The 15,419-nt window shown below is 27.8% G+C and carries 12 protein-coding genes and 1 pseudogene; 6 read left to right on the forward strand and 7 right to left on the reverse strand.

Annotation, left to right across the window (positions count from 1 at the left end; translation table 11 throughout):
* Nucleotides 1-159: 159 nt before the first annotated feature.
* Nucleotides 160-393 (forward strand): annotated as a pseudogene (locus KQ44_RS14765) (hypothetical protein); the annotation flags it as partial.
* A gap of 47 nt (nt 394-440) precedes the next feature.
* Here KQ44_RS14765 and KQ44_RS03450 read toward each other — a convergent pair.
* The 3 genes from KQ44_RS03450 to KQ44_RS03460 form a co-directional block, all read right to left on the reverse strand.
* Nucleotides 441-2,600: a methyl-accepting chemotaxis protein gene (locus KQ44_RS03450; RefSeq protein ID WP_096736251.1), complete on the reverse strand. Its 2,160-nt coding sequence runs from the start codon at nt 2,598-2,600 to the stop codon at nt 441-443.
* A 146-nt stretch (nt 2,601-2,746) separates the two neighbouring features.
* Nucleotides 2,747-3,427 (reverse strand): tRNA (adenosine(37)-N6)-threonylcarbamoyltransferase complex dimerization subunit type 1 TsaB, encoded by a 681-nt coding sequence (tsaB, locus tag KQ44_RS03455; RefSeq protein ID WP_096736252.1) that lies wholly within the window; start codon nt 3,425-3,427, stop codon nt 2,747-2,749.
* Nucleotides 3,424-3,891: a YaaR family protein gene (locus KQ44_RS03460; protein ID WP_096736253.1), complete on the reverse strand. Its 468-nt coding sequence runs from the start codon at nt 3,889-3,891 to the stop codon at nt 3,424-3,426. The genes tsaB and KQ44_RS03460 overlap by 4 nt, the downstream gene beginning before the upstream one ends.
* A 244-nt stretch (nt 3,892-4,135) precedes the next feature.
* On the opposite strand from KQ44_RS03460, the gene KQ44_RS03465 reads away from it, so the two are divergent.
* The 4 genes from KQ44_RS03465 (at nt 4,136) to KQ44_RS03480 (ending at nt 10,343) form a co-directional block, all read left to right on the forward strand.
* Nucleotides 4,136-4,852: a YggS family pyridoxal phosphate-dependent enzyme gene (locus KQ44_RS03465; protein ID WP_096736254.1), complete on the forward strand. Its 717-nt coding sequence runs from the start codon at nt 4,136-4,138 to the stop codon at nt 4,850-4,852.
* Between the two features lie 21 nt (nt 4,853-4,873).
* A complete protein-coding gene (locus KQ44_RS03470; RefSeq protein ID WP_096736255.1) occupies nt 4,874-6,124 on the forward strand; it encodes a restriction endonuclease subunit S in 1,251 nt (416 codons plus the stop codon).
* 229 nt (nt 6,125-6,353) lie between these two features.
* Nucleotides 6,354-9,431 (forward strand): type I restriction endonuclease subunit R, encoded by a 3,078-nt coding sequence (locus KQ44_RS03475; protein ID WP_096736256.1) that lies wholly within the window; start codon nt 6,354-6,356, stop codon nt 9,429-9,431.
* A 384-nt stretch (nt 9,432-9,815) separates the two neighbouring features.
* Nucleotides 9,816-10,343 (forward strand): hypothetical protein, encoded by a 528-nt coding sequence (locus KQ44_RS03480; protein WP_096736257.1) that lies wholly within the window; start codon nt 9,816-9,818, stop codon nt 10,341-10,343.
* Between the two features lie 206 nt (nt 10,344-10,549).
* Here the strand turns inward: KQ44_RS03480 and KQ44_RS03485 are convergent, their stop codons facing one another.
* The 4 genes from KQ44_RS03485 to KQ44_RS03500 form a co-directional block, all read right to left on the reverse strand.
* Nucleotides 10,550-11,821, reverse strand: a complete 1,272-nt coding sequence (locus tag KQ44_RS03485; protein WP_096736258.1) for a restriction endonuclease subunit S — start codon at nt 11,819-11,821, stop codon at nt 10,550-10,552.
* 90 nt (nt 11,822-11,911) lie between these two features.
* Nucleotides 11,912-12,208 carry a nucleotidyltransferase domain-containing protein gene (locus tag KQ44_RS03490; protein ID WP_008726761.1) on the reverse strand — a complete coding sequence of 99 codons (297 nt, stop codon included), beginning with the start codon at nt 12,206-12,208 and terminating at the stop codon, nt 11,912-11,914.
* A gap of 14 nt (nt 12,209-12,222) precedes the next feature.
* Nucleotides 12,223-12,642 carry a nucleotidyltransferase substrate binding protein gene (locus KQ44_RS03495; protein ID WP_096736259.1) on the reverse strand — a complete coding sequence of 140 codons (420 nt, stop codon included), beginning with the start codon at nt 12,640-12,642 and terminating at the stop codon, nt 12,223-12,225.
* Nucleotides 12,629-14,125, reverse strand: coding sequence for a class I SAM-dependent DNA methyltransferase (locus tag KQ44_RS03500; RefSeq protein ID WP_096736260.1), 1,497 nt, complete (start codon nt 14,123-14,125; stop codon nt 12,629-12,631). Before KQ44_RS03500 ends, KQ44_RS03495 begins: the two co-directional genes overlap by 14 nt.
* Nucleotides 14,126-14,310: 185 nt before the next feature.
* Here KQ44_RS03500 and KQ44_RS03505 point away from each other — a divergent pair, with 185 nt between their 5' ends.
* Nucleotides 14,311-15,345 carry a LacI family DNA-binding transcriptional regulator gene (locus tag KQ44_RS03505; protein ID WP_096736261.1) on the forward strand — a complete coding sequence of 345 codons (1,035 nt, stop codon included), beginning with the start codon at nt 14,311-14,313 and terminating at the stop codon, nt 15,343-15,345.
* Nucleotides 15,346-15,419: the final 74 nt, after the last annotated feature.

Raw genomic sequence — 15,419 nt, forward strand, 5'->3', positions numbered from 1 at the left:
TTAGAATATTTTGACAAAGCATTAGAATTAGACAAAAATTATTCAAAGGCATATTATAATAGAGGTATATCAAAAGTTAATTTAAAATTATATGAAGAAGCTGTAAATGATTTTTATAAGGTTATATAGTTAGAACCAAAAAATTTTAATTCTTACTTTCGACTAGCTTATGCTAAGCTAAAATTAAAATTGTATGAAGAAGCAATAGAATATTATGATAAATATTTAGATTGTGATAATATATCAAATGAGGTGTATTTTTATAGAGGATTTGCTAAATATAAATTGTCAGATTATAAAAATGCAGTAAAAGATTTTGATAAAGCTGATAATAATATTAAAGTTATTGTATTAAAAATGATTTCAAAAATTAAGTCTATATTAAAAAAATAAAAAAGCGAAAGATTTTTTTAATCTTTCGCTTTTAATTTTATTAAATATTAAAATGATTCAAAACCATCTGAAGTATCTTTAGAAGTATCAAATGTATTTCCAAACTCATTATCTTTTACAGTTTTTGAAGAAACCTGCGGTGTTATTTTTTCCTCATGATGTTTTTTTATAGGGCTTTTCAATTCAGGTCTTTTTAATTCTGTTCTTTCAGAGGAGCTTGGAGATTTAGAAGCAGAACTTGATTTTGAGGCAGCAGGTTTATTTTCCTGAACAGCTTTAGAATCAGTTGTAGGAGAAGATTTTTTTCTTTCTACTTTTGTGATGTTCTTTTTAACATTACTTCCTCTTAATTTGAAAAATTCCATAGCAGTTACCAATTCTTCCGCTTGTGAGAATAAAGCTTCAGAAGCAGCTGTAGATTCCTCTACTAAAGCAGCATTTTGCTGAGTAGTCATATCCATTTGAGTAATAGCTATATTAACTTGATCGACACCAGCCTGCTGTTCCATAGCTGTAGAACTTAAATCCTGCATAATTTTAGCAGTTTCTTCTATTTGAGCTCTCAAGTTTTGGAATATTTCTTTTGATTCTCTTGCAGTTTCAGTAGCAGCAGCAATTTTCTCTTCAGAATCAGCAACCAAAGTAGTAATATCTTTAACAGAAGTTTGGGTAGTTTGAGCTAAGTTTCTAACTTCAGAAGCAACAACAGCAAAACCTCTTCCTTGTTCTCCAGCACGTGCAGCCTCAACAGCAGCATTAAGAGCAAGTATGTTAGTTTGGAATGCTATATCTTCAATTATTTTTGTAATAGCACTGATTTTTGAACTAGATTCATATACAGCTTCAATATTCTGAGTACTTTCTTCGATAATTCTTCCAGCTTCTTCAATAGCCTTTTTAGAATTAATCATCATGTTATTACCTTCTAGAGTATGTTCAGCAGAAGATTTAATTGTAGAAGCAATCTCTTCCATAGATGAAGCAGTTTCTTCAAGTCCTGAAGCCTGATTTTCTGTTCTGTTTGATAAATCTATATTACCTTGTGCCACTTCATTAGCAGATGCTTTTACTGTATAGGCACTGTCATATACTATTCTTACCTTTTCATTTAATTGATCCAATATATTTATTAAAGCAAGAGCTATTTCTCCAAACTCATCTTTTCTGTTTTCAAATCCAGGAGGTGTAGACCAGCTAAGATCACCTTTTGAAAGACTAGTTAAATCTACAGCAAGAAGATGCAGGATAGTAGTTATTTTGCTTATATAGAATACTATAACTATAGAAGCTATAATAAGTATTGCTATTGTACCAATAACAGCATATTTTTTCATAGTGTTTATATGAGCAAATAATTCGTCAGATTCTATACTCATAACAACAGTCCAGCCTGATACAGGTTCTTTATAAAAAGTAGCTATAGAGTCTTTACCATTGAAAGGAGATTTAAACTCATAATATCCAGATTCATTTGCAACTGCATATTGTATATAATCAGCATTTCTTAAAACTTCACTTCTTACATGTGATGGAACAGGGTCAGCTATAATCCATCTTTCAGGGTCTACAATAAATGGGTGTCCAGTATTTCCAAATTTTACAAGATTTAATTCTTTATCTATAAATCCTAGCCAATCTATCATTGTTGATATAGCACCAACTACACTTCCAGCTGAGTTTTTTATAGGAGAGAAAACTTTTACTACATATTTAGTATTGTCAGCAGGTGAAAGATCTACTGTAGAAAGTACAGCAGATTGACCAGCCATAACCTTTTGCCATAATTCCATTCCGCTAAAATTTCTTGTACTTGAAGAATTAACTATTTTTCCATCTAAACTATCAGCTACAACATTACCAGTAGAATCTAATACTACAATACCCTCTATATTACTATTATTTGATACAACGCTTTTAAGACTGGTTTCAAGAACAGCTCTATTTTCTGGTGTTCTATCTTGAAGAAATGTAATTAATTGTGGATATCCTCTGCTTATGGCTTCAGATGTATATATAGATTGTTCTAACCATACATTTATCATTCTTGCATATACTTTAGTAGTAGATTCAAATCCAAATATAGCAGAACTTCTAATACCTTGAGAACCTATCCTAATAAGAAGTGTAACCAATATAATTGTCATTACAGTAACAAGCAGCATTACGAAAAAAGGTATTTTTACCTTCAAGGATTGCAATTTTCTCACTTTCAAACTCCAACGATTTTTCGATTATGTTAAAAAATAATATATTAACATTCTTATATAATAACAATATTTTTTATGAAGTCAAGATATATTTTTTACATAGCATATAAATTATCGTGAAAATACTACTTATTTTTTAAAAAAAATTACATTTTTTTATATTCGGCTTCGCTTTTCCTTACATATAAGGGTAGAAGAGAAAATACATTATCAAATTTTTTATTTGATGATAATTTTATAGTTTTTGACGCTTTTATGATGTTGTATGAATTATCTAATTTGTTTATATTATAATTTTTTAAATTTTCTATGAAAAAGTCATAATTTTTTGAAAATCCATCTCCGCATAAAGTGATATTTTTATCTGAGGTTTTGATAGAGTTAATTATATCTATAAACTGCTGATAGGTGAGGTCGGCATTTTCTGTTATTTTTTCGTTATTATTATATATATTGGCATAAACGCTGCCTTTTCTGGCATCTATCATAGCTGCTTTTATACCTGTTTTTTCAGATATATTTTCATATAAAGTTTCTAAACTTGAAATTCCAACTATAGGTATGTTTTTTGCATAGCATATAGTTTTTATTGTGGCAAATGCTATTCTTAAGGCTGTAAATGAACCTGGACCTATACCTAATGCTATATATGATATATTATCTAATGTTAAGTTGTTATCAGTTAAAAAATTGTGAAGCACTGGTAGTAGCTCTTCATTATGGTTTTTTACATTTTCTTTATTGTATTCTATTATAGAATTATCTTCTTTTTGAATAGCTATGGAAAAGCTAGTAGATACTGTATCGAATGCTAGTATATTTCTCATGACATTAAATCTAATACTAATCCTTTAAGACGCATTACCTTATTTGCTATGGCTATATGGTTTTTCTGCTCTGTCATAATTAATTTATATAATGAATCAAGTTCTTCATTAATTTTTGAAACAACCTGATATTCACGTCCTCTTCTCATATATGATGATACTATTCTTATCCTGTAGGCATCTTTTACTAATTTGTCAGTTAATGATCTTATTAAGTCTCTGAATTTTTGAAAGTCTTTTATATTGGCACTTTTTTCTAGTAGGTTTCCAGCATCGTATATTTGTCTTTTTAATTCGTCTAATTCATAAGAGTATCTTTTTATTTCTTTTTCTTCTTCAAGCATTGTAGCAAATGGAGATGATGATACAGCTACTTTCATAGATGAAGCCATTGAAGCATCTTGAGAAGTCATAAGTATACTATTTAAATTCATCTCTCTGTTTCTTCTGTCTTGAACTCTCATTTATTTTTTCTCCATAATTTCAAAATTAAATTAATTAAATGTATTATGTTAACTTAACATGAAATCAATAAAATATCAATATACTATAAATCGTATTTTTATTATTTTGCTTTACTATTTTATTTATTGTTAATATATGTATTGTTATTTAGTGTTTTTATAAAATTGTGGTTTATTGTAGTTTATTGAAAAAAAATAAAAAGATTTATAATAAAACAAGGTATTTATTTGCAGGCGTTTTATTATGAACAGAGATGAAATTTTAAAAAGATATAATTTGATAGAAGATAATATTAACAGAGTAAAAGAGAAGTATAATATAAATTATGATGTAAGTTTGGTAGCGGTAAGTAAATATTCTTCTATTGAAACAATAAAAGAGTTTTTATCATTAAACATAGACTTGCCATTGGGAGAGAGTAAGGCACAGAGTTTGAGAGATAGGGTAGGGGAGATAGGTAAAATAAAAGACAATGTAAAATGGCACTTTATAGGACGCATACAAAGCAATAAAGTAAAATATATAGTAAGATATGCAGATTTGATACAGAGTGTAGATTCTATAGAGATAGCAGAATGTATAAATAAAGAGGCATTAAAAAATAATAAAATACAAAATATACTGCTTCAGTTTAATATAAGCGATGAAGACCAGAAGGGCGGATTTACGGCAGATGACTATATATGGGTATATGAGAATATTATCAAAATGCCTAATGTATCAGTAAAAGGATTAATGGCAATAGGAAAAGACACAGAGGATACTGCTATTATAGAGGAAGAATTCGAGCGTCTTAACATAATATATAAGGAAATAAATAAAAAATATAATAACGCTTTATCAATTCTTTCTATGGGTATGTCATCTGACTATGAGCTAGCCATAAAGCATGGTTCAAATATGGTTAGAATAGGCAGCAGCTTTTTGGGCAATTTTTTAAATATTTTTGATTTTTCATAATGTAATTAGAGGTTTTAAATAATGAAAAAAAATCAAAAAGAATGGCAGGAAGTTAGGCTAGGGGATATAGTATATTTCAATCCTACAGAAAAACTGATAAAAGGTAACAATTATAAAAAAATATCTATGGATTGTTTGATACCAAAAACAAGAAAAATAGAAAATTATGAAATTAATATATTTAATGGAGGATCAAAATTTAGAAATGGAGATACTTTAATGGCGAGAATTACTCCATGTTTAGAAAATGGAAAAACTGCACAAGTATCTATATTAGAGGAAAATGAAATTGCTTTTGGTTCAACAGAATTTATAGTTTTAAGAGAAAAAGAAAATATTAGTGATAATAATTTTATATATTATCTTTTTAATACAGATTATATAAGAAACATAGCAATAAAATCTATGACAGGTACATCAGGACGCCAAAGAGTTCAAGAAGATGTTTTAAAAAATCTTATTATAAAACTCCCGCCGCTGGAAGAACAAAAGAAAATCGCCTCCATACTCTCATCGCTTGACGACAAAATCGAACTCAATAACCGTATGAATAAAATACTTGAAGATATGGCACAGACTATTTTTAAGGAATGGTTTGTCAATTTCAACTTTCCTAACGAAGAGGGCAAACCATATAAAGATAGCGGCGGCAAGATGATAGAAAGCGAGCTAGGGAATATACCAGAAGGCTGGAAAGTTGGTATTATCAAAGATATATCTAAAGAAGTTATATGCGGTAAAACTCCTCCAACTAAAGACGAAGAAAATTACGGTGATTATATGCCTTTTATAACAATACCAGATATGCATAATAATACTTTTATAATAAAAAGTGAAAGGTATTTATCGAATAAAGGAGTTAATACTCAAATAAACAAAACTGTACCTGAAAATAGTATTTGTGTTAGCTGTATAGCAACTGTTGGGCTTGTTTCTTTAACTTCTGAAAATTCACAAACTAATCAGCAGATTAATACAATAATACCAAAAAAAGATATAAGTTCTTATTGGGTTTATTTCTATATGAAAAATATATCTAATATTATTATTAATTATGCATCTGGAGGAACTACAACTTTAAATTTGAATAAATCATTATTTGAGAAAATTAATATAATCATTCCTGAAATTTCTATTTTAGTTACATTTAATAACAATATAAAATCTATATTTGACATGATTAAATCTAATCAAATAGAAAACCAGAAACTTGCTTCTATTCGCGATACGCTATTGCCTAGGCTTATGAGCGGGGAGATTAGGGTCAAATAGTTTATTTATGAAGTTCTTTCACTCAGTGATACATACAGGCGTCATAAAGAAGTGGAGGCACGACTGTGTACTTCGGAGAGCTAGTCCACACAATTAATAAATAAAATTAGTTTTGAAACAATTATATTCCTGCCTCAATGACAAAATGCTAAATTAAAATTAAATAATTTATTTGACTTTATATAAAATAAATATACACTATATACTATACAGTATAGGAGTCTTATTTATGAAAAAGTATATGCACGAAAGTGATTTTGAAGTAACCGTTATTGAGATGATTCAAAACCTTGGGTATGAATATTATTATGGCGGGGACATCAGAGAAAATTTTCCCTCTATGAATAATACCAAAAATGTTGTTATTACTGAAGTATTATATGACGCTCTTAAAAAAATTAACCCCAACGTTTCAGATAAGGCTATTAATGAGGCTATAAGAAAAATTACTAATCTTGAAGAAATTAATTATATAGATAAAAACAAAACCTTTCAAAAATATCTCTCATTTGGAATAGAGGTTAATTATTTTGATAATGAAAATAAAGCAACATACATAAAATTAGCTGACTATGACAATATAGAAAATAATTATTTTTATGTTGTTAATCAGCTTGTTATTATAAATATTGATAATAAAAGACCTGATGTAATAATATATTTAAATGGTATTCCTCTTGTTGTTATGGAGTTTAAAAATCCTGTTGAAGATTCTGAAACTATAGACGATGCATATTTGCAGTTAAAAAACTATATGGAGAATTGGATACCTAATCTTTTTTATTATAATGCTTTTTGTGTTATTACTGACGGCGTGAGGGCAGAAGTAGGCACTATTACCGCTGATAAAAGCAGATTTATTTCTTGGAAGAGAGAAAGCGAAGATATTGATATTATAGAGAAAAATGCTGATTTAAACAAACAGTATAAAACTTTAATTAATGGAATGCTTCAAAAAGAAAGATTTTTAAATATTCTTCATTATTTTGTTTTTTATGTGCAAAGTGGAAAAAAAGAAGGATTAAAAACATCTAAAATATTAGCAGCATATCATCAATACTTTGCTGTTAATAAAATAATTAAAAATGTAAAAAAGGCATATTCAGATAAGACAACAAAAGCAGGTATTGTTTGGCATACCACAGGCTCTGGCAAATCTTTTACTATGCTTATGGCAGCAAAGGTTATATCTCAAGGTTTGTATAATCCTACAATAGTTATAATTACAGACAGAACAGAATTGGACGATCAATTATTTTCAACTTTTTCAAGTGCTATAGATACATATTTAAAACAAACACCAAAGAAAATAGAGTCCAGAAAAGAACTTGTAAAAGAGTTAAAAGATATTAACGAAGGCGGTATAATATTTACAACTCTTCAAAAGTTTGAGAGCTATGATAAGGCATTATCAAAAAGAAGTAATATTGTTTTAATTGTAGATGAGGCACACCGTTCGCATGACCTTGAAAAGTCTAAAATAGAAAAAGGACAAATAAAATATAATATGTCCAAATATATTAATGACGCTTTCCCCAATGCCATAAAAATAGGTTTTACAGGTACTCCTATAGAAAAAGAAGATAGAAATACAAGAGATGTTTTTGGGGATTATATTGATATTTTTGATATAACACAGTCAGTTGAAGATAATGTAACAGTGCCTATATATTATGAGGGTAGGGTAAACTATTTAAAACTTGATGAAACTAAATTAAAAAAAGCTGATGAAGAATACAGAATAATGCTTGAAAATAACGAGGCTTCAGAAGAGGCTATAGAAAAATCCAAAAAAGAACTCTCAAAAATGGATGCTGTACTAGGTTCTGATGCTGCAATAGATACTTTATGCAAAGATATAGTAGCACATTATGAAAAAAGAAAAAGTGTACTTATAGGAAAGGCATTTATAGTGGCATATTCGCGTCCTATAGGAATAGAAATATATAAAAAAATATTAGAGCTTAAACCAGAATGGGAAGGCATGATAAAACCCGTAATGACTAGCACAAATAAAGACCCTGCAGATTGGGGTAAAATACTTGGAAGTAAATCATACAGAGAAAATTTGGCAGTTGAATTTAAAGATAAAACTTCAAACTTTAAAATAGCTGTGGTTGTAAGTATGTGGCTTACAGGTTTTGACGTTCCAGAGCTTGACACAATGTATATATATAAGCCATTGGCAGATCATGATCTTATGCAGACAATATCGAGAATTAATAGGGTTTGCAAGGATAAAGATTCTGGGCTCATAGTTGATTATATAGGTATAGCTAATAATCTTAAAAAGTCTATGAAAGCATATACAAAAAGAGATAAAGAAAATTATGGTAATATGGATATAGCAAATACTGCATTACCAAAGTTTAAGGATATTATTGCCCATATTAGAAATATTTTTAAAAATACTGATTATTCCAACTTTTACACTTGTTCAAGTACAGAAAGGTTAGAGCTTATAACTAAATTAGCCGATTATGTGTTTTCATTTGAAGAAAACGAAAAAAATGATTTTTTAGATAAGGCATCTGCATTAAAAAAAGCGGAAGCATTATGCAGAAGTATTATTTCAAGAGAAGAATCTGCAGAAACAGCATTGTATGAAGCGGTTAAAGTAATAATAACTAAAATGCAAAGTCATCAGAAATTATCATTAAGAGAGATTAATCAGAGAATAAATAAAATACTTGAAGGAAGTATACAAAGCGAAGGTATTATGAATATATTTGACGGCGAGAAGGATTCTAAAGATATATCTTTATTTGATAAAAAATATTTAGCGTCTATTGCCAATATGAAGTATAAGAATATAGCATTAGAGGTATTAAATAAATTATTGAATGATAAAATAAAAGCATATTTAAAAGTAAACATAATACAGTCCAATATGTTTTCAGATAGAATGAAAAAAATAATGGAAAAATATAATAATAAGGCCATAGATAATATAGAGGTAATAGATGAGCTTTTAAATCTTGCTAATGACTTGGACAACCTAGAAAAAGAAGCAAAAATTTTGGGACTTACAAATGAAGAGAAAGCTATATATGATGCTATATGCAGTCCTATGAATAATGGTTATAATAAAGAAGAAATAAAGAACATGGCTAAGGAATTGGCATTAATAGTGCAAAAGAACTCTGAAGATATAGATTGGCAGTATAAGGAATCTACAAAGGCAAAAATGAAAATGGATATAAAAAGATTTTTGAAGCTGCATAAATATCCCAAAGAAAAAGAAAATGAGGCATTGGATAATATATTAAAACAGGCAGAGAATTACGCATCATTAAAGTACAGCTAATTGGGTATTGCGGATATATAGCAGCTTATTAAAATTACAGGTATTCAATAAATAAAACCAAAAAATAATAAATTTATATTCCGATAATGTATATTATGTTAACTTAAGCATGTTATTTTTTTATAGACTTTATTATGATATTGATAATAAACCCGATAATAAAGAATATAACTATCATCATGCCAATAGATACTAAAGGGTTTCCCTGATTTTCCATTTTTTAATCCTTAAAGTTATTAAGTTCTTATACTTATAATAAATAAAAAATTAAAAAGTCAATACCTAATATTTATACAAGCAATTTTCATTAACAATTGAACTTTTTTATATATTATAGTATAATCTGTCATTAATAAATAAAAATAAAATTACGGATATGCACTAATGAAAAAAATAACACTTTTTTTAATATTAAGTTTAATAATTATATCATGCAAAAATGACGGCGGATCTATATACGCTATGGAGAAAAGATATAAAAATTTTTTGAATATACTTCCAACTGATATAAGGAATGACTATACTTTAGAATCTGATAAATACGGTAATATGTATAAAGAATGGATTAATGAGTTTAACACTTGGACAGATAATATACTAAATACGGAAGTGCAAAGAGAAAAAGAAATATCATCAAGAATAACACCAGACAAGATAGAATACGCACTTGAAACTTTAACAAGCAAAGACTATGAGAGAAACTTGCCTGTAGATCTTATGTCTAAAGTAAAGGCACATACAGATGAATTATCATTAAAAATAGAAGAATTAGAAAAAGATGAGTCTTTCTCTAATAGTATGATAAAACTAAAAAAAGATGAAGCTGTAGAAAACTTTACAACAAAAGACACTATATTTTACTATGTATGGAACTATTTAATAACAATAGAAAGACCAAGACGTTTTCAGTGATATAGCTTTTAATTATTTAGCCTAATCTCCCCTATCAATAAGCTAGGCGTATAGAAATAATTTTTTAATTTTCTATATAATATACTTGTTTCAAAACTAATTTTATTTATTAATTGTGTGGACTAGCTCTCCGAAGTACACAGTCGTGCCTCCACTTCTTTATGACGCCTGTATGTATCACTGAGTGAAAGAACTTCATAAATAAACTATTTGACCCTAATCTCCCCGCTCATAAGCCTAGGCAATAGCGTATCCCGAATAGAAGCAAGTTTCTGGTTTTCATAAAAATTGTTATTTACTTTTTCTATTATAGAATTAAATATTTTAGTTGATAGTTTTAGAATTACTTTTTCTGGAACTATAATATTATATTTTTTTAAATCCATCATTCTTATTCCTCTCTGTACACTTCCGCTAGACATATTTAAAGCATATTCTTGCATTCTATTATCTAATAAATTTAAATATAAATATTCTGGTGTTATGATATCATTAGCTCTCATGGTAAATATAGATTCGCTTATATTCCAATTTTTTACATCTTTATTTATCAAATGTACTCTTCCGATAGTACCTATACCTGAAAATAATAAATCATTTTTTCTTAAATCCGAACGCTTATTAATTTTTTTTATTGCTTCATCATTAATTTTATCACATCTATTGTCTAAATATATTTGATTATTATTCATATTTTTTATTGTTACATAATAGTTATTTCCTTCACCTAATTTGAAATTTTTTCTAGGATTTAAACCTGTTGTAAATTTTATTAATAAATTATCTAAAGCCATGACTTTCCATCCATCTGGTATATACCCTAGCTCGCTTTCTATCATCTTGCCGCCGCTATCTTTATAGGGTTTGCCCTCTTCATTTGGAAAGTTGAAATTGACAAACCATTCCTTAAAAATAGTCTGTGCCATTTCTTCGAGTATTTTATTCATACGGTTATTGAGTTCGATTTTCTCGTCAAGCGATGAGAGTATGGAGGCGATTTTCTTTTGTTCTTCCAGCGGCGGGAGTTTTATTTTTATATTGTATAAATCACTTGGTTTTATAGAAGGATATGTTGATACACTTTGTTCTGCTATCATTTGTAAATAGTTTGTTATATCATCTTGTATTATATTATAATATATAAAATATTTATCTGCTATATCTTCTTTTACTTTAATAGTAATAAATCCTGTAGATACTATCATATTATCAACATAATTTTTTATAATACCATAATGTTTTTGAATGGGTCTGACAGTTGAATAGATAATATCACCAATATCTACTTTTCTTTTTGCTCTACTTGGTATATTATGTATAGGAATTTTTTGGATATTATCTATTATTCCTTTAGTAATGTTTCCAGTATCTAAATAATTTATATAAGTGTAATTATCAGATTTTTGTAAAATATTAGAATTAATATCTGATATATCCCCTAGCCTAACTTCCTGCCATTCCTTTTGATTTTTTTTCATTACTTAAAAAACTCCTGCTGTTATTGTACAAAATCTATGTTATATCAATTCTTTAATGTTTCGAGATTTAAAGACATAGCCTATCCTATTTTAATTAAGCCTATTATAAATTATTTTACCATATTTTTCTATATTGTTTTTTAACTCTTCATTGTTTATATCATTATGGCTTATTACATCAAATTTTAAAAGAGTTTCTAATTCTGAAAGCTCTTCCTTCAAACGCTCGCAAAAAAGAAAATCAAAATCACCTATTACAGATAAATCTATATCCGAATTATATTTTTCTCTGTTTTCTGCCCTAGACCCAAACAGTATTATTTTTTCTATTTCTTTATGAGATTTAAAAATATTGTTCATATCATAAAGAAGTTTTTCATCTATCATATATAAAACCGCTCTTATAATTTATTTACAAAAAAGTTATGCAAATCTTCTAAAACATTTAAATAATCATTTTCTATTTTTATTATGACTTCTTTAAATCTTGCAAAATCATAAGTATGAGAAAGCAAATTCCTGCTTATCATCATATCTATAAAAATACTAGGTTCTTTTATTATACCCGCAGAGTATGCCTCTTTAAACACATTTCTTGCTGTAATATCTATGTTATTTAAATTTCCGCTATATTCTAAATAATCTTTTAATGTTTTCCATGCCAGTTCATAGGTATATTCAAATCTTTGTATAACGCCTTCCTGCTCCAATATTGATAATTCTTCAATTTTTCTTTCTTTAAATACACTATTTAATAATTTATAAGCCTTACTAAAATTATTAAACCTTTGTTTCCAGCGTATATTTTCATTTAATTCCATACCCTATTTCCTCTAAATTATCCTTTATACTCTTTTCTAGCTTTCTGCTTTCTCTGAAACATTCTTCAAGCTCTTCTGTTAGTGTTTTCATTTTAGAATTAAAATCTTCTTCTTCGTTATTTTCTTCTTCAAGTCCTACATAGCGTCCAGTTGTGAGTATATAATCTTCTTTGGCTATTTCATCTATACTTACACTTTTGCAGTATCCTTTTATATCTTTATATCCATTGCCTTTCTGCCAATTATGAACAGTTTTTGCTATTGCTTCTATATCTTCATCATCTAATACCCTTTGAACTCTGCTTTCCATTCTTCCATAATTTCTTGCATCTATAAAAAGCACATTTCCTTTCTGTTTTTTATCCTTATTCAAAAACCATAATGAAACAGGTATCTGAGTCGATATAAATAATTGAGTTGGAAGAGATATTATACATTCTATTAAATCATCTTTTATCATATTCTCTCTTATCCCCCCCTCTCCCGATGTTTGAGTAGAAAGAGATCCGTTTGCAAGTACAACCCCAGCTTTCCCTTTTTTTGATAATTTGGATGCAATATGAGAAAGCCAAGCATAGTTTGCATTTCCAGCTGGAGGAATACCCCATTTCCATCGATAATCATCTTTTAGAGCATCACCTCCCCAATCTGACATATTAAAAGGAGGATTAGCCAATATATAATCAGCTTTCAAATCACTATGTAAATCTTCAAAAAAAGTATCAGCATTTTTATCTCCCAAATTACCATCTATACCATGTATTGCTACATTCATATTGCAAAGTTTCCAAGTTGTGGGATTACTTTCTTGTCCGTATACTGATATACTATTTACACTTTCAGAATGTGCCTCTAAAAATTTTGCACTTTGTACAAACATTCCACCGCTTCCGCAGCAAGGGTCATATACTCTGCCCTTATAAGGTTCTAATATTTCTACTAAAAGTTTAACTATTGGTGATGGCGTATAAAACTCTCCGCCTCTCTTTCCTTCGGCAGTTGCAAATTGAGATAAAAAATATTCATACACATTTCCCAATATATCTTTTTTATTTTTATTCACTATTTTTATATTAGAAAATAAATCTATTATCTCCCCTAGCCTTCTCTTATCAAGTTCTGGTCTGCTATAGTTTTTAGGAAGTATATCTTTCAATTTTTTATTACTTTCTTCTATTTCCAGCATGGCATTATCTATAATAGAGCCTATTTCATCAGAACGTGCTTTTGAGGCTATATACTTAAATCTTGATTTCTCAGGCAAATAAAATATATTTTTTTCACTATATGCTTCAGCCTCATCTTGCAAATCAAATCCTTCTTTTACAAGCTCATTATATCTTATTTCAAATTTATCAGAAATATATTTTAAAAATACAAGCCCAAGTATTACATGTTTATATTCAGAAGCATCAATATTTCCTCTTAATTTATCAGAAGCTGCCCATAATTCCTTTTTTATATCATTGTCATTTGAACTCATTTTATTTAAACTCCCTATTATAGATTGATGAATAGTAATAAATATACTTAAAAAATAGAATTTTGTCAAAATATAATTTAGTTATATAGTTTTTATATAATTAAAAATTATAATAAAAATATTTGACATAAAAAAATAAAATCATTATATTATGTTTATAAAATTAAATAAAATAGGATTTTAATATGGCCACTATAAGAGAAATAGCCAAACTTGCAGGAGTTTCAATAGGAACTGTTGATAGGGCTTTAAATAACAGAGGACGTATTGATCCTGAAGTTGAACAAAAAATACTTGATATTGCTAAATCATTAAACTACAAGCCAGATAAAATAGCTAAATCTCTTGCCATAAGAAAAAAGAAATTCAAAATAGCTGCTGTACTCAATACTTATAATAATGTGTTTTTTGAAGATGTTATAAAAGGTATAGAGATTGCAGGAAAAGAAATAGAAGAGTTTGGAATGTCTGTTATTATAAAACGCTGTAAAGATTTTGATGCGGATAATCAGTTAGAACTTATAGATGATGCTGTAAAAGAAGGTGCTAATGCTATGGCAATAGTTGCTATAAATGATAATAGAGTTATAAACAAAATATCAGAGCTTCATCATAATAATTTTCCTATAGTGCTTTTAAACTCTTTTGTAAATAGTAATGATTGTATAGCATATGTTGGCTGTAATTATGATTTGGCAGGAGAGATAGCAGCTTCTCTTTTAAATATTATATCTAATGGGAATCCTATTAATTTACTTGTATTTTCTAATAATTTTAATAAAATGCTTGGTAATAAAAAACGTGTTGATAGTTTATCAAACAGACTTAAAATGGATTATCAAAATGTCATGCTTCAGTCTATAATAGAAATGGAAAAAGATAACAATCTCAATTTTGATAAAAGTAAGTATAATTTATTGAAATATAATGATACAGATATAGTTATATGTCCAGGAGCAGAAACTAGTAAATATGTTATAAATGCCATTAAAGAATTAGGGCTTTATAATAAAATAAAAATTATAACATATGATTTTTCGGAAGTTGTAAAAGAAGGACTTTTGGACAGAGGTATTATAGCTTCAATAACACAAAATCCAAAAGAACAAGGCTACAGAGCAATAAAAGTTTTATTTGAATATTTACTTACAAAAACTATACCAGATAAAAGATACACATATATAGAAACACAGGTAATATTCAGAGAAAATTTATTATAGCATTCTATATTAATTATTTATTTTTAATTGTATCTAAACAATTATAGTTTGTCAAAAAATAAATTTTTAAATTT

The organism is Brachyspira sp. G79 (assembly GCF_002379365.1).
In the GTDB taxonomy this organism is placed as follows: domain Bacteria; phylum Spirochaetota; class Brachyspiria; order Brachyspirales; family Brachyspiraceae; genus Brachyspira.

Coding starts and splice junctions, on each gene's coding strand:
- tsaB (WP_096736252.1), bottom strand. CDS start 3,427: ATGAGAAATATACTAGCATTCGATACAGTATCTACTAGCTTTTCCATA.
- KQ44_RS03460 (WP_096736253.1), bottom strand. CDS start 3,891: ATGAGAGTTCAAGACAGAAGAAACAGAGAGATGAATTTAAATAGTATA.
- KQ44_RS03465 (WP_096736254.1), top strand. CDS start 4,136: ATGAACAGAGATGAAATTTTAAAAAGATATAATTTGATAGAAGATAAT.
- KQ44_RS03470 (WP_096736255.1), top strand. CDS start 4,874: ATGAAAAAAAATCAAAAAGAATGGCAGGAAGTTAGGCTAGGGGATATA.
- KQ44_RS03475 (WP_096736256.1), top strand. CDS start 6,354: ATGAAAAAGTATATGCACGAAAGTGATTTTGAAGTAACCGTTATTGAG.
- KQ44_RS03480 (WP_096736257.1), top strand. CDS start 9,816: ATGAAAAAAATAACACTTTTTTTAATATTAAGTTTAATAATTATATCA.
- KQ44_RS03485 (WP_096736258.1), bottom strand. CDS start 11,821: ATGAAAAAAAATCAAAAGGAATGGCAGGAAGTTAGGCTAGGGGATATA.
- KQ44_RS03490 (WP_008726761.1), bottom strand. CDS start 12,208: ATGATAGATGAAAAACTTCTTTATGATATGAACAATATTTTTAAATCT.
- KQ44_RS03495 (WP_096736259.1), bottom strand. CDS start 12,642: ATGGAATTAAATGAAAATATACGCTGGAAACAAAGGTTTAATAATTTT.
- KQ44_RS03500 (WP_096736260.1), bottom strand. CDS start 14,125: ATGAGTTCAAATGACAATGATATAAAAAAGGAATTATGGGCAGCTTCT.
- KQ44_RS03505 (WP_096736261.1), top strand. CDS start 14,311: ATGGCCACTATAAGAGAAATAGCCAAACTTGCAGGAGTTTCAATAGGA.